Genomic DNA, 19598 nt, shown 5'->3' with positions numbered 1-19598 from the left:
ACTGTTATTCGCAGGCCTCCGGCCGGTCGACACCGCGATGTCGCTTTTGTTGTATGGACCGGCCGGAGGCCTGCGAATAGTGTGTGCAAATCTGGAGATTTGCACCGGTAAGCGCTTTTTAGAAATTCACAATTGATCGCATTAAGGCTGTTTCAATAACCATACATCCGAAATCTTCGATTGCTTGCGCCAGTTCAACTGTGATTCTTCCGGGCCGTCGAAAGTGACCGAGATCTTGCCGTCCTGGGTGAGGCTTAACGGCACGATCCATTCTTTGAATGTCTCGGATTCTTTGTTGTAAACAATAGGGGAAAGCCTTCTCCCATCCACACGCAGGAGCGCATCGCCTTCACCCGCTACGCGTATGATGTAGCGTGCGCGGGGGTCGAGGTTGTCATAATCGAGTTCCGGCTCACGTTGGAAAAGCTGTGTCGACAGCCTTTTCCGGCTCATACCATTATCCCACCATGCCACGTCGGTGGCATCTTCTGAAATCGTTTTGACGCGGGGCCCCTTGGCTACACTCGAAATATCGTCGTAGTAACTTCCGGGACCTGGATTTTCCCAGAATGCGATGGTTTTCAATCTCGCTAACTGTTCGTCGGGACTGGTCATTTTTTTTATTTTCTCGAATTCATCGGCCAGCCACCAGCGGTTATTGAGGGGATAATTAACGAAATCCATCACCACACCGCGTTCCGGGTTGCGCGGTTTGTGCTTTTCGGTACTTGTTTGCAGGCCGATAGAAGTGTAGAGTGCATCGCTTAAATCAACGATATGCTTGTAGATGTCGCGTTCAATCGGTTCCTGATCCGCTTTGTTGACGGTTGCCAATGCCGCATCCATGGACTTTGCAATGGTATTCCGGTCGGCAGCGGCCAGAATTGCATTTGCTTGCTTTTCAAGATTTTGTTCGCGGATGAGGCGTTGGCGCGTGTACTGGTCATAATATGCACGCAGCAAAAGCATTTGCCAGCGCCAATTGCTCGCGAGACTCTCTTCTGTTTTTTCAAGAACCCGCCAGTTGATGTAAGTCATTTCCACGCCGCCATTTTCGGTTAATGGACCTTTCCAGTTTTGTTCGAGTCCTTCGATCGCACTCGCTACTATGGCAGCTACTGTATGATTAAAGAAAAAGGCGGAGTATTCCTCCATAATGCTATGCACATCCGCCTGCGGATCCCACGCGCGCATGCTCCACAGCACCTTATTCACGTCGTCGTGGCTGCCGTCGGAGTAGGAAACAAATCCGTCGGTAAATGGCGCGTATTTCGCGTGGATTTTGGCAAATGCAAAGGGCCGCGGGTTGACCGACTCCCTGCCGAGTGTCAATGCAAATGCCTGATCGAACTTCTCCACCGGGAATTCGCAGCGTACAGAGTGCGTAATATCGGGGTACTGGCGGTGCTGGTATTGCTTGGGCAGGCGGTAACGGGTTTCGGCCATTGGCGGGCTGCCCGGGCCGGATACCACACCTTGCAGCCAGGTGGGTTTTTCTGTTTCCAGGTACTTGTAAAAATAATCGATCTGCTCAGTGTCGAAACCTTGCAGGGAAATCCACATTTTAGCTTTCGGGTGATACTTCACCAGTATGGTTTGCAGCTCTTTCAGGAAAGGCAATACTTCGGAAGGATGGTTGTCGCCGGGGTCGCCGCCGGGAAAGAATATGTGGTCGAGGCGAGGGCACTCTTTGTAAAATTGCTCGTGCATTTCCAGTTCGGCCTGACGTTTGGCTTTGTTGGCCAGCTCAAATGTGGCAGGTGTCCACACCCAGTAGTCCATGTCATATTTCCGGCATATTTCACTCATTTTGATGCGCATTTCCCTGGCGGGGATCTTGAAATGCGGGCTTGGCTTATCGTCTTCGTGGAACGGAATACCTTCCACTGCATTACTGCCGAAAATAGCGAGGTCGCGGATGTATTGGTCGAATTGTGCGACCGTCCAGGCATCGTATGTATTGGCAGTGGACCGATAACCGAGCTGGTGCCCGCGGATCGGGTAGGCGGGGGACGAGGCTATGTTTACGGGCCCGGCGAGTTCCAGAAGTGGCTTGCCCATAAATGCCTTGCTCATTTTCAAATGCCGCAACAAATACCCGGTACCAAATAGCACGCCCCGTGCATCGGCTCCAATGATCCAGACGGTTTTGTTTCCACCCGTTGTTTCGGTTGCGATCCGGTAACCTTCCGGCTTGTATTCGGGGCCGTTTCCGTCGCCTGCAGGCACATTGCGCGACAGTAAAGTTTTGTCCGATGCCAGTGCAAATGCGATGACCGGCGCATTACCCTTGGGCCATGCTGCTGCATTTTTCAGCGTTATACCCGTCCGTTTTGCGATTTCCTCCGTAAGCACCGCCGGAGCCGTTTCTTTCATGGGGGACGCAATACCCGGGGAAATAATCCACGTCGCGTTTTTCAGGTCAATGGACTGTGCGATGCTTGGGAAACAGATTGCCAGGAAAAGCAGGGTTGTAATGAATGCCTTGAAGCGGGTTTGGGAATGCATGACAAATGGGAATCGATGTTGTTGTATTTGCATTACTGGCTTTCACCGATTTTAGGCTAATTCGTTCAGCTATTTGTCCGAGCCGGAAATTCCCAGAAAAGCATCACGGATCAAATCGTGGTGTGGATTATAATCACTGATAAAGATTGAGCCGTAGCCTTCACCGGCGAAGTTGGTGTCGTATTTGGAGATACAATGCGGCACAAGCCGGCCTGCTTGTCGGAACCATCGATCGAATAGCCGTTGCCGGCACGCGGCAAGTTCGTCGCAGGATTCGCAAATAAGATAATGGATATTTCAGGATGCAGACGGAAAGATTCAAGAAGTAACCAGATAATTGTGTCCCTGACTCTGGTTCGGCTGGAATAGCCTTCGCTTCTTGGAATGTCTTTGAAAGGGAGCTGATCTTCTCCGTAAGGCTTGAAGGAAAAGCTGACTACTTGATGGTCAAACTGAGGATAATGATAGAAGTAGCCATGTGATTTAACAAACGCGGCGTTATAACAAATACCGGACTCTGCCAGGAACCAATAACGTTCCTGATCATCTGTTACTACTTCATATGGGTTTAAAAAATTTGATTCCTTTTGCATGAAGCTGTTGTAATGTGTATTCGCCGCGGAAATACGCTTCAACGGCGTGCTGGTTTTCGATGAGTTTGTGATAAAGTGCTTTTTGAGCATCCCTGCGATCTGCCTCCTTCGATTTTATTGCGGTTGTCGTTTCCATTTTTGAGTAACGTTTTGATTTTTACAAATATACGAATGCTTGAAACCTTGCTCCAAGGAAATCCACTACCGATGTCCGAACGGTAGCAACCATTGATCATATTCTGTTAAAGTAGAAAAAGCCACCTTTCGCTATTTTTAAGATTTGAAAACACCTGGACCCTTATGCTCCTTTTCAAATCGCTGTTATTCTGCACTTTTTCGTTGTTGTGGTTCTCGCATGTACCGGCACTAGCACAAACGCTCGTGCCCGTGAAGACTTTTGATGTGAGGGAAGCCAAACAGGCAGTGGCGGTCGACGCGCAGCATTTCTACGTGATCAACAACAGCACCATTACCAAGCATTCCAAGACCGACGGTAAGCTCGTCGCGACCTGGGACGGAACCAAGGATGGGATAGTCCATTTGAACAGCGGGGTCGTAATCAAAGGCAAGTTGTATTGCGCGAATTCCAATTATCCTGAAACCCCGATGACGAGTTCGGTCGAAATATTCGAAGTGAAAACACTGACGCACGTCGATACACACAGTTTCGGGATTGCGCAGCACGGGTCACTCACCTGGCTCGATCAGAAGGATGGGCACTGGTTTATCGGCTTTGCGCATTATGCGGGCAAGGAATCTAGTGAGGGAAGGGATGTGCGGTGGACATCGCTGGTGAAATATGACCTGGAATGGCGGCAGGTCGAGGCATGGGTTTTCCCGAAAAACCTCGTCGATTTGTTCACACCAAAAAGCAATTCCGGCGGGGCCTGGGGCGCGGACGGTTTGCTGTACTGCACCGGCCATGACCGCGCGGAGATATATGTGCTTAAACTACCGAAATCGGGTTACACTTTGCAGCATATCAGTACATTACCTGCACCTATCGAAGGACAAGGTATTGCTATTGACCGCTCGGTGGCGGGCAAAATGTCGTTGTATGGCATTCAGCGTAGTAAACACACCGTTACAGTTTCCGAAATCCGATAACCCAGCGCATGATGAAGCCGCATTTCCGTTACCTGGTCTGCCTTTTTTCGGTGATTGTCCTCCAACAAGCGCACGGACAGGGTACGGTTGCGGCTAGTGGCCGTTTTCATGCTAAAACCCTGATCGTGTTTTTCGACGGCTTGCGTCCGGACTACATCACGGAAGCGCAAATGCCTAACCTGTTTGCATTCAAACAGTCTTCGGCCCTGGGTAAGCAGCATCACAGCGTCTTTCCGACGGTAACCCGGGTGAATTCAGCTTCCTATGCAACGGGCTCGTATCCGGGGACACACGGCTTGCTGGGTAATTCCATTTACATTCCCGAAGTCGCTACGAACAGGCCTATCGAGACGACCTACGAAGATTTGCGTAAAATTCCCGCAGCTACATCCGGGCCGCTGCTCACGGCGAAATCATTAGGTGAGGTGCTGGCGGATGCGGGTCAGAAGATGATGGTTTTCAGCTCAGGAACGACGGGACAGGCCTTCTTGCAAAACCATACAGTGAATGGGGCAATTGTCAACCCGGGCCTTATATTGCCGGAGACCTTCAAAACGCAGGTCCTGAATGATATCGGCGCGCTGCCGGAGGAAGAACGTAAGGAACTGGTCCGGCACAAATGGATTACAGACGCATTACTGAAATATGGCCTGGTCAAGAATGGCCCGCTGGTGAGCGCAATCTGGTTTTCGGACCCTGACGGCGCGGCGCATGAGCATGGTATCGGCTCGGAGCAGGCGGTCAAGGCGATTCAATACGTCGACAGGCAATTCGGGCGGATCATAGAAGCCTTGCGGGCGAAAGGAACCGGGGAGCGTTATAATATCATTATTTCCACCGACCACGGCTTTGTGACGCACAAAGAGAAACCGGGTCTGGCTGATTTTCTGATCAAAGAAGGCTTTAAACAAGACCAAAAATCTGACGATGTAGTAGTAGCGGAGGGCGCGATTTACGTAAAAAATCACGACGAAAAGGTCATTGCCGGCATAGTAGCCGCATTGCACAAGCAGGAATGGGTGGGAGCGGTTTTTACAAAAGGAATTAAAAAAGGCGACACTCAGGGCCGCGTAAAAGGAACGCTTTCTTTTGACCTGATCCATTACGATCACCCAAAACGCTCCGGGGATATTCTTGTAGCTCCCAGTTGGAATGATGCCAAAAACGACAAGGGCTATGCCGGTACCGACTTTGCGGGAGGTGTCGCAGGGCACGGCGGGGCCAGTCCTTACGAGATCAATATTGCGTTGTTCGCCTCGGGGCCGGATTTTAAGCATGCCGCGAGCACGGAGTTGCCGACTTCCAATGCCGATATCGTTCCCACGATTCTGGCCATTTACAACTTGCCAAAGCCGGCTGGAATGGATGGCAGGGCAGTGACTGAGCTGCTGCAAAAGGCGCGGAAAGCGAACGGCATTTCCCAAAAACATCTCGTAAAAACGGAGGCGGTTTATCCGTGGGGAACCTACAAATTGTCCGCAGAAATGTCTGTCCTGGGCGATTACCGATATTTCAACTATGCCCAAACAGAAAGAACACCGGCCCGCTGACCAGCAGTTATTGTATGTTGCCCGAATCAGTTTTAGCAAACGCATTTCGAATGCTCTCACCTCGCGGAACGCGACGCCTTTGAACTCAAACGAGTGACAAAAGCTCGGATTCTTCGGCCAATGCAGCATTCAGCTTATCGTTGAGACGTTTGTAGGCCGCCATCACATTGCGGGCAGTGTCGGTAAGCACCGTACCGCCCCCTTTGGTACCGCCTTTCTGTGTGACTACGTATGGTCCTTTGCCCAGTGTATTGAGCGCGTCGACCATCGCCCATGCTTTTTTATAGGACAGTCCCATCTCTTTGGCCGCCTGTGCGATAGAGCCGGTCTCGGCGATGCGTTCGAGCAACTCGTAGCGTCCGGGACCGAAAAATTTGACCTCATCTACAAACACCCAATGTCGGAGCCGTATCTCGATATATCTTTCCATGCGGCAGTTTTTTTAGCGATTAATCTTTTCTTGCCGCAAACTAGGATTAAAAAATGAGGTTTTAATGCCACCAAGGCACGAATGCTTCACGAATGCGTTCGTGCTAATTTGTGCCTTGGTGGCTTAATAAAAAAAATAACGTGGAATTATTTGTTATTTCTATTATAGAATTAATTTTACATTGGTGCAGAGGTGCTAAACTTACAGTTGTCCGAAAGTCGGAATGCTGGTAGCAGGGCGGCTCATCACACGACCGAATTTCCAGATACAAGAAAGAATAATAAGCCGATAAACGAACATGTAGTGTAGAAGCGTGTCATGGAACTGCCATAACACGCTTTTTGTCTTTTACGCCCAGCAATTTGCACCGTTCACTCAATCCTTGCAAACCATTTTTGTGGTATTTACGACATCCTGTTTTCAACAACATTTGTCAGCCATGAGAATCATTTGCTACGTTCTTAGTTTGTTTTCTTTTCAATACGCATTTGCACAGTCCGATGAGATATCCGTTGGCACGGCGAGTCCTGGCCGCGTCGTCTGGCGGTTGGAGAGGCAGGTGCCTCTAAGTGATATCTACGCAATACGCAACCTCGGCGGAAGGCTCTATGCGGCCGGTGCGAGCCAGGTCTACATTGCCGACCGGTGGGGGACTTCGTGGGCGGCATCAACAGAATTTAACCCCGCACCGGCAGGTATCGACGATCTGGTCAGTTTCAAGGGCAAGCTGTATGCCACTGGTTATGGAAAGGGCATTTACGAAAGCACCGACAATGGTAAAACCTGGCGCTTTGCCTCTCAGGGCTTTTCGGGCACATCTCCCATCCGGTTTGCAGAAAGGAAGGGTAGACTATATGTAGCCACCGACGACCAGGGTATACAGCAGCTCAATGCGGCAGGTACTAGCTGGGCAGCATTTAACAAGGGCCTCGATTTCAGGACCAGTTATAGTTTCAATGCGATTATCAACACCGACAGTTGCCTCATCGGCGGAATGGGCGCGAATGGTACTCTCGTCATTCTGGATGATAAAACGGCCCAATGGAACATTCGCTACCACGGCGGAGGCATTCTTCCCGGGCTGACTACCTTCGATTTTGTGCAAACAGGAAAGCATGTCTGGGCATTTACCAATTCCAGAGCTTATGTGAGCGGCGATAACGGTGCTACCTGGCTATATGTGCCTGCTGGCATGCGGCACGGGGGCGTTTCGCGGGCAACGACTACCGCCACACACATTTACGCGGCGGTGAATTTTGGGGATAACCATACCATTGTATACAAGCGACGCATTGCCGAGCCGCTTTCGGAGGCATGGACGACGGTCGATACCCTGGCCGGATACTACACTTATGGCCTCGCGTATGCAAACGGGCGCCTGTATGTGGCCACGCAGAAGGGGCTTATCAGCACTTTTACGGGTCCATCCATTGAAGTGCCCCGGCAGAAGATCCCGTATAGAGATTTCTTTGTGTATCCTAATCCGTCGATTGGCCAGGTAACACTGGCAAATGGGCTGGCTGCCGGTGGCGGCGAATTTCGGCTGTATGACGGCAACGGAAAAGTTGCATGGTCGGGCATTGTTAGTTCCGACAGCCAGCCGCTGGATATCTCGAAACTGGCACCTGGTACTTATTATTATACGCTCACAGGCAACGGGGCAGGGGAGCGCAAAGGCCGGTTGGAGATAGCAAGGCCGTAGCTTCATATCCCGAACTTCCGGAGATTGTAGACCAGGCTGACCAGGAAATACCGTTTCAGGACCCGGCTGCGGACGTCTTCGATGTATGCGTCGCCTGTGTTACGAACCAGGCTGCGGTTCTGGTTCAGCAGATCGAATACCTGCAACCGCACCTCGGCTTGCTTCGTGCGCAGAAACTGTTTGGCAACGGACGCATTCCAGAGCATAAAACGCTGGTTGTACCCTTCGGCACGGCCGGTATTGCCGGTATAGGCGAGGTCGGAGGTGAGCACCAGGTTTCCAGGTAACTGCCAATGTATATCCGCCGTGGCATATTGCGACCAATACTGCATATTCTGCTGTGATAGAAGCGAATACCGCGCCTGCTGGTAGGTGATGCGCGCGCTCAGTCCATAGTCGATCCTGCCATTGTAATCCGACTGCAGGCGGACTCCCTGTCCGATAGAAGTCGAGGTGGTTACATTATCCGACGCATTGATCAGGTTCGTATTACGCGCAAGGCTTCCCTGAGTGCTCAGGTTGACAGTCAGGTGCAGCGGTTCGATCTTTTTGCCCAAAGAAACAAATCCCGTTCCCGACATAAATCCCCGGGTGTTGATCGGCGTCGTAAACTGCACGCCGGATTCGTCCGTGCGAGTGGAGACCCCAATGCGGTTGTTACTTTGGTTGAAGCTGCTGAATACAAACAGGTTATCAGTTCCGCCGCGCGACGAGATGCTGAATGTGAGCGTAAGGTTATGATAGTATTCGGGACGCAAATCCGGATTGCCAATGCTGATATTGAGCGGATTGGAATTGTCCGCGATGGGTATCAGCTGCGTAATGCCGGGCGAAACGACTCTCGTTCGATATTGGAGTCGCAGGTTTTTGTTTCCAGGGAATGTGTAGGAAAACATCGCATTCGGCATGAAATATGCATACCGGGAGCTGTAACCGGCGTCGCTAGACCTGTCGACAGGCCTTAGGGATGCCAGCTGCGCATCGCCGCCCAACGCGACCGTGTAACGCAGGCGCCGGGTCTGGAATGTGGCGCCCAGGCGGTTGGTTTCAAAGGTATTGGCAAAATTCCGGCTTAATGCGGCATTAGGCTGGTCGTACTGGTCGGTCTCTTCGCTTTTGCTGGCTACATTGCGCAGCAGTTTTCCAAAACTGTTGCTGTAAGCATACCTGAATTCCAGTTTTTGGGTAAATGAAATGGGTTCTGTAAAAGAGACATTCACTGTATTTTGCAATGCAAACTGGTCTTGTGCATTGCGCTGATCAATCCTGTGTTCGGTGGTTAATGTATCAAAAAACGTATTGGTCGCGCGGTTGTAGGCCGTCGTATTGCCTGTGGTCAGAACGGAATTGAGGTTCGCCGACAGCGACCGGCCTTCCTTTTTGAATTTGCGCATGAACAGCAGATTATTGTAGCCATTCCAGCCCGTGCCATGCAGATCGTTGCTGGTCAGCCCTTTGTTGAGAGAGTCGGCCGGCGAGCGGTAAGAAAAACTATTGTTTTTACTAAGCACATCCTTGGTCTGAAAGCTGAGATTAGGCGTAAAACGCAGGCTGGTCAGCGAGTCGATCGGCAGGTCGAAGCGGCCGTTGATGCGGTGTGTCAGCAATGTGTTTTTGGAATAGTTGCTTTGGTCGGTCAGAAACGACTGGCCGGGTAATATGTTTTCGCGACGACTTTGCTGGTCGGTGGTGGTTACGGCGCGGTTGACGAAATAGCTGGCGGCCATTTCGGAGCGTTTGCCCCACTTCACTGCCTTGCTTTCGGTCCGGTAGTTGGCGCCCAACGCGGCGACTTCAGTGATATTGGATGGGGCAGCCGGTCCGCCATCGCCCCCTCCGCCCGGTTGGCCCACAAACTGCGGCCCGCCGCCGCCTTCGCCCATCGTGAAATTCTGCTGGTTGAGGTTATTGGCCTGCCCGATCACCGAAAGTTGCCGGTTGGGCCCGCCGTTGTGGTTATTGAATCGGTTCACATTCAATTTCGCCTCGTACCGCGCCGATTGATCGCCGCTGCTCGGGCCGACGCCTAGTGCATTTTGCCCGAAATAACCCTTTCCTTTGTCCTTTTTAATGGTAATGTTGATAGTCCGTTCCCGATCGCCATCGTCCACACCCGAGAATTGGGACTGATCGGATGATTGGTCAAACATCTGAACCTTGTCGACGATATCAGCAGGTAGGTTGCGGGTCGCCATTTTGGGGTCGTTGCCGAAAAACGGCTTGCCGTCCACAAGTACCTTATTCACAGCCTGGCCGTTGGCTTTTATGGAACCGTCGCGTGCCACCTCGACGCCCGGCAGCTTGCGCAGCAGTTCCTCCACCTGTGCATTCGGCTGCGTTTTGAAGGAGCCCGCGTTAAACTCAACGGTGTCCTGTTTAATCGTGATCGGCGCGGCTTCCTGGCGGATCACTACCTCATTCAGTTGCGTGCCCTGCTCAGTCATAAATAGCGTACCGACATTGGCGGGGGTATCGCTGGCAACGGTAACGGGCAGGGAAATGTTTTTGTAACCCATAAACGTGACCAGCAGTCGATAAGAGCCGGGAGTAACCTTCCGGAAATGGAAATCGCCATCGCCGCCTGTAGTGGTCGCAGTTACGTATGCGGAGTCACGTGCGTGCAGGAGCGAGACGGACGCCATCCTCAGCGGCTTGCGCGAGGCGGAGTCGAGCACGGCGCCGCTGATTTCGCCCGTCGGCGTAACTTTTTGCGCAAGCAGGGGCGACAGCGAGAGCAGCAGCAAGCAGAATATCAGTTTAAATGCCTCCACCGCCCGGCCCCATTTTTTGGTGAAAATCCGCCATTGCCCGCTGACGGATATCTGTCATCTGCTCCTGGCTGACGCTTTCTGCCTGTACATCCGGCATTACGGTTTTGTCGTCAACCTTACCCAGGCTCACTTTCGTGGCCCTGAACTGTTCACGGCTACCTTCCACAAGCAGTACTACCCCTTTTTCGGGCGTAAGAGCAGGCACCGGCGAGTAGCGGAACGGCAGTTCGGTCGTAAACCATACGGAATAGGGTTCTTTCTTAAAATTGACCACCGCTTTCTGGCACAAATACCCGGCGATTTTTTTCGTCTGCTGCGTGAGCTGCCATCCGCTGGTTGGCTCAATCGGCGCTTCGGTTTTGTAGGTATGCGCTTCCTTATCTTTGCCCACGGTCACAAAAGTGAGGGTTTTCTGGCCAGCAATGTCTACCACCACATATTCTTCGAATGGCCGTCCGGCATTGGTGGTCTGCGGAATCCCGCCTGGTTCTTGTCTGACCCTCAACATCATATTCTCTTCATCGCGGCTTTCGCGTACGAAATTTCCGGCAAACAACACTTTCTGGCCTATGGTACGGGTGTCGGGAACATCCGTCGGGAAATTGGGGTCACCCTGCTTTACCTCCTCGCCGTTTACCATGAAGCGTAAGCGCGATTGGTCGATTTTTCGCACGACTTCGTAATTGATCTGCCCGGAGGTTTGTGCGAGCATGTCCGGCGCGGCCGCCAAGAGCAGCGCGATAATGGAAAGGAGCTTTTTCATAATGTCACCATGTTTTTGATTTGATGGATCAAAGGTCAGGCGACGGTTTGTAAGGTTCTGCTATTTAGTGTTAAGTAGTGTTAACGCTAAATCTGGGAAGAGTTCAATAAAAAATACTCCTCGTACCAGTTGCTTGCCGAAAACTAAAAAAAGTCACATTCCATAGCACATTATCAGGAACCTGGGCTTATATTGGTTTAACCAACTCAACCCAAGCAACCCTCTGTATACTAATGATTTATAGCCTCTACTTCAAACTCTTCCTGTTTGTAGTCTTTTTTCTATCAACTTTGTGGATTTATAAGGTGTATATCAATGAACCCAAACGCAAGGTTTCCGGAAAAGACGCTGCAGCGATAATTGCCGTTATTCTGGTGCTGATATGGGCCGTAAGGGTCCCGTTTTTGCGCGATCAGGAATATGATATCGATACCAGTACCTGGCTCAGTGCCGTCATAGCGATTAACCATTACCCCAACAAACTCTGGACATTACTCAACTACACCGACGCGCGGCCTTTGACCGTGTTTCCGTTGCTAGCCGGCTCATGGGCGGGAATGCCGGTCAGTTACAGCAGCGCTGAAATCATTGGTTTACTGCTATGGACCGGGACGGTACTGCTTCTGTATCAGATATGTAAATTGTTTGCAGGGAAAAGCCTCAGTTTGGTAGTGACTTGGAGTCTTGCGCTTTTTCTGGGCACAATCTGTCCTATTTTCGCCGCCTATAATTCCGAGCATAGCAGCATTTTTATGGTGACAGCCGGTATCGCGTTGTTCTTTTTATATGTCTATGGCCGATGGTCGAGTCCCATGGTAGCCGCTTTTACGGGTATATTGCTGGGAAGTCTTGTCTACGCCAAATTTCAAAATGCCCCGATGGGATTGCTCACCGGGGCATTTTTATTGCTCGCGATGGCGCAACGGAAGGATTGGCGGAATATGGCGGCATTGCTGGTGGGTTGTCTTTTACCTACGGTTCTGATTAACGTGTTTTATGGTTTACGGGGCAAGCTGGATGTTTTTTGGAACAACTATTTCTGGAATTACTTTTATTATTCTTTTACGACCCAGTTCTCCTCCATGCCCATTGCGGAGCGGTTCAGTCCCGGGCGTGTCGTACGGTTTATTTTCTATGCCACAAGCTCAGGTATTTACATCCTCACGCTGGCCGCGCTGGCGGTTGTATTGCCGGTTTTGTCGTTCAAAAAATGGAGCTCCGGGCTCAAAACGAACTGGGTGCCGCTTGTTTTTAACTTTCTGTTTTTGCTGCTGAGCGTTTACGCCGTATTGCAATCGGGAAACAATTTTGAGCATTATAAGCTCTTCCTTTTTGTACCATTGCTGATTTTCAATGCGTTATTTCTGTCCGTAACCCGGCTGGAACTTCGTAAATATGCGGTGGGAATACTGTTGCTCGGAGGCATTGTTCAAATGGTAGTGAGCCTCAAATACCTCGACGGGGATATTGCTTACGACAAGCGGGATGATATTGATAAGAAGGTGGTAGGACATATTGTACAAAACAGCTGTTCGTCGGACCCGGTAGTAGTATGGGGCTGGCGCGACGGGCTGCTGGTGGCCGCGCAGCGGCCCATGGGTTACCGCGATGTGCATACCTTTCATTTTTCGATGAAATCGCCGCTTGTTCCAAGCTGGACGCGTGATTTCGTGGAAGATATGGAGGAAAACAAGCCGAAAATCTTCATAGAAGCGATGATCCGCGACTATTCGGAACGGGGAGATCTTTTTCTGCCTCACGACAAAGTGCCGGTCATTCGCGAGTATGTGCAGCGGCATTACCGGCTGGTAAGGGAACTAAACGGCGTTCGGATTTTTCATCGTAGGGAAACGCCGGCTATTTCACTCTTGCGCTAGAAGGCCTTATTAATCAATGCTATTTTGTGTTAAATAGTGTTAAAGTGCCGGAAATCATCCACCCGGAAAGCGTAGCTTTGCGGTATGACGAACCGCCGCATCCGATCGATTTTCTGGCTCATGACCGCCTGCATTGTCGCGATCAATGCATTCCAGGGATATTGGCTCTTGACCACCTACCGGCTCAACCGGCAGCAATTCGCAAATGTGGTTCAAGATGCATTGTTTCAGGTGGTCGAGAGCCAACAGCTTGACCATGCACGCGTGCTGATACGCGAACAAAATGTTCCCTCAAAACCTCCTGGCGGCGATGTTCCTGATGAACCTCCTGTCGGCAATTCCACTAAGAAAGCTCCCGGCAGCGGCGCCCGCGACGCACGCGTTGTGGTCAGGCGGTTGGGCGTTCGCAGCGGCGAAGCATCCCGGTTTTATTACCAGTTCAACAACGACAGCATTGTAGTAGCACCTGCCGATACGCTCGCGCGCCGTATTTCCAGGTTCGTAATGCAGGAATGGAAGGAAGGTGGCCGGGTCGACATGAAGAAGATCTATGCGGCCTACCAGGCCGAATTGGCAAGAAGGGATATTCACGCTTCGTTTCTGCTCGATACACTCCATATACTTCCCAAAACCGGGGCCAATAATGTGATCATTTTTAATGGTTTGAGGAGGCAAGGGGGCGACCGTTTCAGTACATTGCCGTTGCCGATCAACCCGGTGCGGCATCTGTTCGTTCAGGCTACTTTTGAAACCCCGGTCCCATACCTGTTGAGACGGATGGCGTGGCTGCTCGGCTGCTCCCTGATGCTCCTGCTGCTTACGACGGGCTGTTTCGTGTTTATGCTGCGGACAATCCTTCGCCAAAAGAAGCTCTCCGACATCAAGAACGATTTTATCAATAACATGACCCACGAGCTCAAAACGCCCATTGCGACGGTCAACGCAGCTGTGGACGCACTACTAAACTTCGGGGCGTTAAACGATCCGCGCAAAACAGAAGAGTACCTCCATATTTCACAGAATAACCTTCAAAGACTGTCCGATCTGGTAGAAAAAGTATTGAACCTGGCAGTGGAGGAGAAGCAGGAATTCGAATTTCACACGGAGCCGGTGAGCTTGGCCGAGATCTTATGCGAACTGGCGGCCAGCCACCGCATTAAGGCCGCGAAAACGGTGGTTTTTAATATGCATATCCCGTTCGGAACGATGGTGCAGGTGGACAGGATGCACTTTGGAAATGTGATTAATAACCTCATCGATAATGCGATCAAATACTCTTACGACCGCGTGACGATATCGTTTAACTACGAACAGGAGCCGCATGGCTGGCAACTCACGGTGGCCGACAATGGTATAGGCATTCCGAAAGCTTACCAGGCCTCCGTCTTCGATCGCTTCTTCCGAGTGCCGACGGGCGATTTGCATCAGGTGAAAGGTTTCGGTCTCGGACTGGCCTATGTGCGGCAGGTAGTGGAGAAGCATGGCGGGAGCATTAGTCTGGCAAGCGAGCCGGGAAAAGGGAGTGCATTTGTTTTAAAATTCTAAAAATGGCTACGGTATTATTCATCGAGGACGAGCCCGCGCTGGGAATGATTGTGAAAGATAGCCTGGTTTACAGAGGGTTTGAGGTGCTGTACGCTGCCAACGGCATCGACGGGCTCGAACAATACCGCCAGCACCATCCCGATATCGTCGTCGCCGACATCATGATGCCCGACATGGACGGGTTCACGATGGCCGAGGAAATCCGTCGCGACGACCCGCATACGCCGATCATGTTCCTTACGGCACGTTCGCAGACTTCGGATGTCGTCCGCGGCTTTGAACTGGGCGGGAATGATTATCTAAAGAAGCCATTCAGCCTCGACGAACTGGTCGCACGCATCAATGCGCTCCTGCGTACCGGCGCGTCGCGGACGAACACGAACGGAACGCTCAAAATAGGCCGCTATATTTTCGATCCTGCCAAACAGAAACTTACTGTCGATAACCACGAGGTAACACTATCCCACCGTGAAGCCGAACTCCTCCGTCGCCTTTACCAGCAACGGAACGAGGTTCTCGGCCGCAGCGAGGTCCTTACCGAACTCTGGGGCGACGACTCGTTCTTCAACGGCCGCAGTCTGGATGTCTTTATCACCAAACTGCGCCGCCACCTCCGTGAGGATCCCAAGATCCAGATCATTAATATTCGTGGAAGAGGGTATAAGCTGGTGCTTTGAGAAGCGGTATTTTGTATTTTTGTACAAACTAGGTAAAATGAAAGAGGATATTCAATTCAAAATTGGCCACCGGACGAATGATCCGTGTTCTATGACGCGGGAAGAGCGTTCTCAATGGCAGCAGCAACTCGCTGTAAATGCGCGCGACTACCTTTTTTCAATTGGACAGCCATTGGTTTACAAACGCGATGGCCACGTAGTAGTGGAACATAAGGACGGCCGGATACAAGTAATCCGATGACGATTTACCTGGTTGCGGGACCTCCGGGTATCGGTAAAAGCACACACAGCCAATCGTTCATTCCCCTCGGAGTCCCCATTGTAGATCAGAATTTGGCGGCTTATCAGTATAAAAAGCTTGGCTTTGCGAACTACCAGGATATTGCATCACTAAAGAGCAATCATAGGATTCGCGACTTATTGTTTAGTCAGGAGCCGTTTGCGTTAGAGCTAAATCTAGGCTTCGAATCCCACTACGACTATCTGCGCTCGATTGCTGCTTTTGACCATAAAAATCAAATCGATCTTATTCTCTTTTTTCAGATGATATCAATGTATGCTTAGATAGAGCAAAAATCAGACATTTGAATGGCGGACACGAAGTCACTGCGGATGTGATCAAAGAGATGTATGCCGCTACCATGCCGCTATTTGAGCGAAACAAAATCCTGTTCTCCCGTATTATTCTTGTTGACGTAACTTATGATGCTGTTATCGAACTAACAGAAGATCACAAGCCGTTGCCAGCTTGGGTACAGAGCAACGATCTTCAACGATACTTGCTGGCCAGGTAATCAGAACACTTCGCAGCAATGCGTCACGCGTACTACGCGATGCTGTTTTCAAACCCTAAATTGAACCAGGGGACAACCTTCCAGGCGCTTAACAGCGGTATCGCGGCAAAATGCGATTGACTTTTTCGGCCTATATACATCCGGCATTTACACAGGCGGCAATCGGGACGTTAACAGTTTGTTATTTTGAAGGGTCCTGCTTGCCCGGTTTGGGAAATATCTGGTGGGTATTGGCCCATTGGTGCCAAAGACCAGCCAGATGTTTGACCTTTTCGGGATGGGCAGCAGCCAGGTTTTTGGTTTCCGAATGGTCGGTAGAAAGGTCGTAAAGCTGCCAGGTGGAATCGGCAGCGGTCGACACGAGTTTCCAGTTGCCTTCCCGGGCATAACGAGCACCGAAATGCTCGTTGAAGAGTGTTGAATGGCCTTTTGAAGGTTTGCCGGAAAACGAGCCGACAAGGCTTGTCCCGGTAGTGGGTTTGATATCGTTGTTATTGAACTGCCGGGGATATTTCGCGCCCGAAAGTTCACAGAATGTAGCCATCAGGTCCATCACATGGCCTGTATGATCGCTATAACTTCCTTTTTTGGCTGTAATGCCCCCGGGCCAGCAAGCGATCATCGGCGTATTGATCCCACCTTCAAACGACTCGGCTTTCGCATAGCGGTATGGCGTGTTGGCAACGCTCGCCCAGCGCGCGCCAATGGACGCATAGGTCGTCTGGGGACCAGGCATAACCTGCTTTTCGGTAGCGTATGTGATTTTTCGGCCGTCGCGCGTTTGGCTGGGACGGTCGAAACCCGGGCCGTATTTGGCGCAGTTTTCGGGGCTGGCCCCATTGTCGCTCAGAAACAGGATCAACGTATTATCCAACTCGCCGGTTTGTTTCAATGCGTCGATAACGCGGCCGATTCCCTGGTCCATGCGGTCGATCATCGCCGCGTGGACGGCCATCGCCCTGGCATCCCATTCGCGGTCGGGATTGTCTTCCCATTTTATAGCGTTGGCCGGCGTTTCCGGTAATGGCGTAACTTTCGGGTCAATCAGGCCCATTTTGACCATTCTTGCATAACGTGCCTTACAGACTGCCTCCCAGCCGCCTTTGTAGGTATCCTTGTATTTTTCAATGTCCTCCGGTTTTGCCTGCAACGGCCAGTGAGGCGCATTTTGCGCTACATATAGGAAAAATGGCCTGTCGGATTTGGCGAATTCCCGGATGTAAGCGACTGTCGTGTCGTTGATGGCGTCTGTATGATAATAGTCCTTGGGAACACTTTTGACCGCTTCTTTGCCATTCACCAGGCTGAAAGGGTCAAAAAAATCGATGACGCCCCAGATCGTTCCAAAGTACTTATCGAAACCACGGCTCGTCGGATACTGCTCGATGGGAGAAAAAGGGCCCGCTTCCTTTTGATGATTCAGCCAGGCGAGCTGTTCGTGCGGGGTCTTTTGCGTAAAAGTGTTGGAGACGTGCCATTTGCCAGTCATTCCTGTTTGGTAACCTGCGGTTTTAAGGACTTCGGCCAGCGTGACGGTATTTTCGGTGATATGGCCCCGATAACCCGGCTGGTTTTCGGCCTCCGTCATTTTTCCGATTCCCGCCTGCTGGTTGTACAAGCCCGTGAGCAGGGATGCGCGCGTGGGGCAGCAGCGCGACGTATTGTAAAATTGCCGGTAACGCAGGCCGTTTTGAGCGAGGTAGTCGAGGTTTGGCGTGTGCACTTCGCCTCCGTAACAGCCCATGTCCGAATAGCCCATGTCATCGGCAAGTATCACGATGATATTGGGACGTTTGGCAGCATTAGATTTTACAGGAGCGTTCCCGCTTTTGAGGGCAACAAGGCCCATGCCCGCCATGAATGCGAGCGAGATCAAGGATAGTTTGGTTTTAGTCATTTCCGAAAGTAGAAATTTTCGCTAACTTATTCAGCCGTAAAAGACTTGGAAATGGCCACAAAACACCACTCAATAGACGAATACATCGCTACTTTTCCGGACGATGTACAGAAAGTATTACAGGAAATTCGGACGGTAATCAGGAATGCTGCACCTGAGGCCGCGGAGACGATTTCATACGACATGCCCACATTCAATCTGAACGGGACGTACCTTATTTATTTTGCCGGCTGGAAAAAGCACGTTGCACTTTACCCGGTTACAGGAAAGATCTCCGAGGCGCTTGCTACTGAACTTTCGGGTTATAAGGGGACCAAAGGCTCGGTGCACTTCCCATTGAACAAACCCATGCCGCTTGACCTGATCAGAAAGATTACGGAATTGCGGATTGCCGAAAATCAGGCGAATGCTGCGAAACAAGGTGCGGATTAAGCGCCTGTTTTGAAACCATACTTCTTTAAGATATCCTCAATCCGTGGATCAGGCATCAGATCGGTGACCCCGACGAGCGACACACGCGGATAGTCTGGATGGAGGGTATTAACGACAAAATTGTATGAAAGAGGCATCACTGCCGAAGGTACTTTCAGCACAAGTGCTTCGACCGCGCTGAACCACCGATCCCCTAATGGCTGGCATTGGGAGTAATCGTTCGGGTCACGCCAACCGGCTTCAAGGTCGGTTTCTGTGATCGATTCGACCACAGCATCGTCGGGTATTTCAATAAACATGATCTTGAAATCACTATTGAATCCGACTCCCTGCCTTCTGACCAAGTTTTCGAGTAGTGCCAGCGTGACTGTTTCATATGTGTAAATCACTTTATTGCCAGCACTGTTCCATCTGCCGCGCATGCCGGAAGCGAACAACGTATTCGCATAAAGCGTGTGGACAATCCGGAATACTAGCATCGTTTACGCCGGATAACCTTCGGCCATTTTATCGAGTTCCTCGCTTAGAAAATCCACACCACCGCCTGTCGTCAGCCAGTCCGCGGGTTTTTCCGTCGAATTCCAGAATGGTTTTTGCAGCCAGTAGTTGAACTCGTCGATCGTTCCGAAAAACTCTTCCCCCTTTTCAAAAAGCGCGATCAGTTTCAAAAGATGCTCTCCATAAAGCGGTTCCAACGGTTTTTGAGCCTCTTTGTAGTTGCTGATAGTACGGGCAGACACGTTCATGATGGCTGCCAATCTCCGTTCCGGCATTTTGATTGCCTCCGCGAAATCATAGAAAACTTTGGTGTGTAGACCTTTTCGGGCAGAGAGCACAATGGAAAAATTGCTGTCCATGGCGATGTGATTGAATTTGGATTTCAAATTGGACCCGGGTTGAGCAAAGGCTTTCATGGCAAAGAAGATTAGGTACTCAAATATAGGAATTTTTT

The 19598-nt window shown here is 50.9% G+C and carries 17 protein-coding genes; 9 read left to right on the top strand and 8 right to left on the bottom strand.

The features are described from left to right. Positions 1 to 141: 141 nt before the first annotated feature. Positions 142 to 2508, bottom strand: a complete 2367-nt coding sequence (locus ACQ4MZ_RS23295; RefSeq protein ID WP_430849038.1) for a hypothetical protein — start codon at positions 2506 to 2508, stop codon at positions 142 to 144. A gap of 110 nt (positions 2509 to 2618) precedes the next feature. Then, on the bottom strand, positions 2619 to 3143 hold the full coding sequence (locus tag ACQ4MZ_RS23290) for a hypothetical protein (protein WP_430849036.1): 525 nt from the start codon (positions 3141 to 3143) through the stop codon (positions 2619 to 2621). A gap of 258 nt (positions 3144 to 3401) precedes the next feature. Between ACQ4MZ_RS23290 and ACQ4MZ_RS23285 the strand changes: the two genes are divergently transcribed. Then, the gene (locus tag ACQ4MZ_RS23285; RefSeq protein ID WP_430849034.1) at positions 3402 to 4208 is read left to right on the top strand and encodes a hypothetical protein; all 807 of its coding nucleotides are present in this window, start codon (positions 3402 to 3404) and stop codon (positions 4206 to 4208) included. Between the two features lie 8 nt (positions 4209 to 4216). Continuing rightward, entirely contained in the window at positions 4217 to 5758 is a 1542-nt protein-coding gene (locus ACQ4MZ_RS23280; protein WP_430849032.1) for an alkaline phosphatase family protein, read from the top strand. Between the two features lie 85 nt (positions 5759 to 5843). Here the strand turns inward: ACQ4MZ_RS23280 and ACQ4MZ_RS23275 are convergent, their stop codons facing one another. Next, positions 5844 to 6188, bottom strand: coding sequence for a winged helix-turn-helix domain-containing protein (locus tag ACQ4MZ_RS23275; RefSeq protein ID WP_430849030.1), 345 nt, complete (start codon positions 6186 to 6188; stop codon positions 5844 to 5846). A gap of 439 nt (positions 6189 to 6627) precedes the next feature. On the opposite strand from ACQ4MZ_RS23275, the gene ACQ4MZ_RS23270 reads away from it, so the two are divergent. Further along, positions 6628 to 7890 carry a T9SS type A sorting domain-containing protein gene (locus ACQ4MZ_RS23270; RefSeq protein ID WP_430849028.1) on the top strand — a complete coding sequence of 421 codons (1263 nt, stop codon included), beginning with the start codon at positions 6628 to 6630 and terminating at the stop codon, positions 7888 to 7890. Positions 7891 to 7892: 2 nt separating this feature from the next. Here ACQ4MZ_RS23270 and ACQ4MZ_RS23265 read toward each other — a convergent pair whose 3' ends face one another. After that, entirely contained in the window at positions 7893 to 10661 is a 2769-nt protein-coding gene (locus ACQ4MZ_RS23265) for a TonB-dependent receptor (protein ID WP_430849026.1), read from the bottom strand. Next, positions 10648 to 11424 (bottom strand): GLPGLI family protein, encoded by a 777-nt coding sequence (locus ACQ4MZ_RS23260; protein ID WP_430849024.1) that lies wholly within the window; start codon positions 11422 to 11424, stop codon positions 10648 to 10650. The genes ACQ4MZ_RS23265 and ACQ4MZ_RS23260 overlap by 14 nt, the downstream gene beginning before the upstream one ends. A gap of 233 nt (positions 11425 to 11657) precedes the next feature. Here ACQ4MZ_RS23260 and ACQ4MZ_RS23255 point away from each other — a divergent pair, with 233 nt between their 5' ends. The 5 genes from ACQ4MZ_RS23255 (at position 11658) to ACQ4MZ_RS23235 (ending at position 16087) form a co-directional block, all read left to right on the top strand. Further along, complete coding sequence (locus ACQ4MZ_RS23255) at positions 11658 to 13301, top strand: hypothetical protein (RefSeq protein ID WP_430849022.1); 1644 nt, start codon at positions 11658 to 11660, stop codon at positions 13299 to 13301. 84 nt (positions 13302 to 13385) lie between these two features. Then, positions 13386 to 14846: a sensor histidine kinase gene (locus ACQ4MZ_RS23250; RefSeq protein WP_430849020.1), complete on the top strand. Its 1461-nt coding sequence runs from the start codon at positions 13386 to 13388 to the stop codon at positions 14844 to 14846. 2 nt (positions 14847 to 14848) lie between these two features. Beyond that, positions 14849 to 15523, top strand: a complete 675-nt coding sequence (locus ACQ4MZ_RS23245) for a response regulator transcription factor (protein WP_430849018.1) — start codon at positions 14849 to 14851, stop codon at positions 15521 to 15523. Between the two features lie 37 nt (positions 15524 to 15560). Then, a complete protein-coding gene (locus ACQ4MZ_RS23240; protein ID WP_430849016.1) occupies positions 15561 to 15764 on the top strand; it encodes a hypothetical protein in 204 nt (67 codons plus the stop codon). Continuing rightward, on the top strand, positions 15761 to 16087 hold the full coding sequence (locus ACQ4MZ_RS23235) for a hypothetical protein (protein ID WP_430849014.1): 327 nt from the start codon (positions 15761 to 15763) through the stop codon (positions 16085 to 16087). Before ACQ4MZ_RS23240 ends, ACQ4MZ_RS23235 begins: the two co-directional genes overlap by 4 nt. 411 nt (positions 16088 to 16498) lie before the next feature. Here the strand turns inward: ACQ4MZ_RS23235 and ACQ4MZ_RS23230 are convergent, their stop codons facing one another. After that, complete coding sequence (locus tag ACQ4MZ_RS23230; RefSeq protein WP_430849011.1) at positions 16499 to 18214, bottom strand: arylsulfatase; 1716 nt, start codon at positions 18212 to 18214, stop codon at positions 16499 to 16501. A gap of 51 nt (positions 18215 to 18265) precedes the next feature. Between ACQ4MZ_RS23230 and ACQ4MZ_RS23225 the strand changes: the two genes are divergently transcribed. Next, positions 18266 to 18646 (top strand): iron chaperone, encoded by a 381-nt coding sequence (locus ACQ4MZ_RS23225; RefSeq protein ID WP_430849009.1) that lies wholly within the window; start codon positions 18266 to 18268, stop codon positions 18644 to 18646. On the opposite strand, the gene ACQ4MZ_RS23220 is transcribed toward ACQ4MZ_RS23225, so the two are convergent. Both ACQ4MZ_RS23220 and ACQ4MZ_RS23215 read right to left on the bottom strand, forming a co-directional pair. Next, on the bottom strand, positions 18643 to 19125 hold the full coding sequence (locus tag ACQ4MZ_RS23220) for an RES family NAD+ phosphorylase (RefSeq protein ID WP_430849007.1): 483 nt from the start codon (positions 19123 to 19125) through the stop codon (positions 18643 to 18645). The genes ACQ4MZ_RS23225 and ACQ4MZ_RS23220 overlap by 4 nt on opposite strands. A gap of 3 nt (positions 19126 to 19128) precedes the next feature. Next, positions 19129 to 19560 carry an antitoxin Xre-like helix-turn-helix domain-containing protein gene (locus ACQ4MZ_RS23215; RefSeq protein WP_430849005.1) on the bottom strand — a complete coding sequence of 144 codons (432 nt, stop codon included), beginning with the start codon at positions 19558 to 19560 and terminating at the stop codon, positions 19129 to 19131. Positions 19561 to 19598 lie beyond the last annotated feature (38 nt).

This window comes from Dyadobacter sp. BHUBP1 (assembly GCF_050587785.1).
GTDB lineage: Bacteria > Bacteroidota > Bacteroidia > Cytophagales > Spirosomataceae > Dyadobacter.
Note: the sequence above shows the minus strand (reverse complement) of the source record. Positions and strands in the feature narration are given on the sequence as shown.

Coding starts and splice junctions, on each gene's coding strand:
- ACQ4MZ_RS23295 (WP_430849038.1), bottom strand. CDS start 2,508: ATGCATTCCCAAACCCGCTTCAAGGCATTCATTACAACCCTGCTTTTC.
- ACQ4MZ_RS23255 (WP_430849022.1), top strand. CDS start 11,658: ATGATTTATAGCCTCTACTTCAAACTCTTCCTGTTTGTAGTCTTTTTT.
- ACQ4MZ_RS23240 (WP_430849016.1), top strand. CDS start 15,561: ATGAAAGAGGATATTCAATTCAAAATTGGCCACCGGACGAATGATCCG.
- ACQ4MZ_RS23235 (WP_430849014.1), top strand. CDS start 15,761: ATGACGATTTACCTGGTTGCGGGACCTCCGGGTATCGGTAAAAGCACA.
- ACQ4MZ_RS23220 (WP_430849007.1), bottom strand. CDS start 19,125: ATGCTAGTATTCCGGATTGTCCACACGCTTTATGCGAATACGTTGTTC.
- ACQ4MZ_RS23215 (WP_430849005.1), bottom strand. CDS start 19,560: ATGAAAGCCTTTGCTCAACCCGGGTCCAATTTGAAATCCAAATTCAAT.
- ACQ4MZ_RS23275 (WP_430849030.1), bottom strand. CDS start 6,188: ATGGAAAGATATATCGAGATACGGCTCCGACATTGGGTGTTTGTAGAT.
- ACQ4MZ_RS23270 (WP_430849028.1), top strand. CDS start 6,628: ATGAGAATCATTTGCTACGTTCTTAGTTTGTTTTCTTTTCAATACGCA.
- ACQ4MZ_RS23225 (WP_430849009.1), top strand. CDS start 18,266: ATGGCCACAAAACACCACTCAATAGACGAATACATCGCTACTTTTCCG.
- ACQ4MZ_RS23230 (WP_430849011.1), bottom strand. CDS start 18,214: ATGACTAAAACCAAACTATCCTTGATCTCGCTCGCATTCATGGCGGGC.
- ACQ4MZ_RS23280 (WP_430849032.1), top strand. CDS start 4,217: ATGATGAAGCCGCATTTCCGTTACCTGGTCTGCCTTTTTTCGGTGATT.
- ACQ4MZ_RS23250 (WP_430849020.1), top strand. CDS start 13,386: ATGACGAACCGCCGCATCCGATCGATTTTCTGGCTCATGACCGCCTGC.
- ACQ4MZ_RS23245 (WP_430849018.1), top strand. CDS start 14,849: ATGGCTACGGTATTATTCATCGAGGACGAGCCCGCGCTGGGAATGATT.
- ACQ4MZ_RS23260 (WP_430849024.1), bottom strand. CDS start 11,424: ATGAAAAAGCTCCTTTCCATTATCGCGCTGCTCTTGGCGGCCGCGCCG.
- ACQ4MZ_RS23285 (WP_430849034.1), top strand. CDS start 3,402: ATGCTCCTTTTCAAATCGCTGTTATTCTGCACTTTTTCGTTGTTGTGG.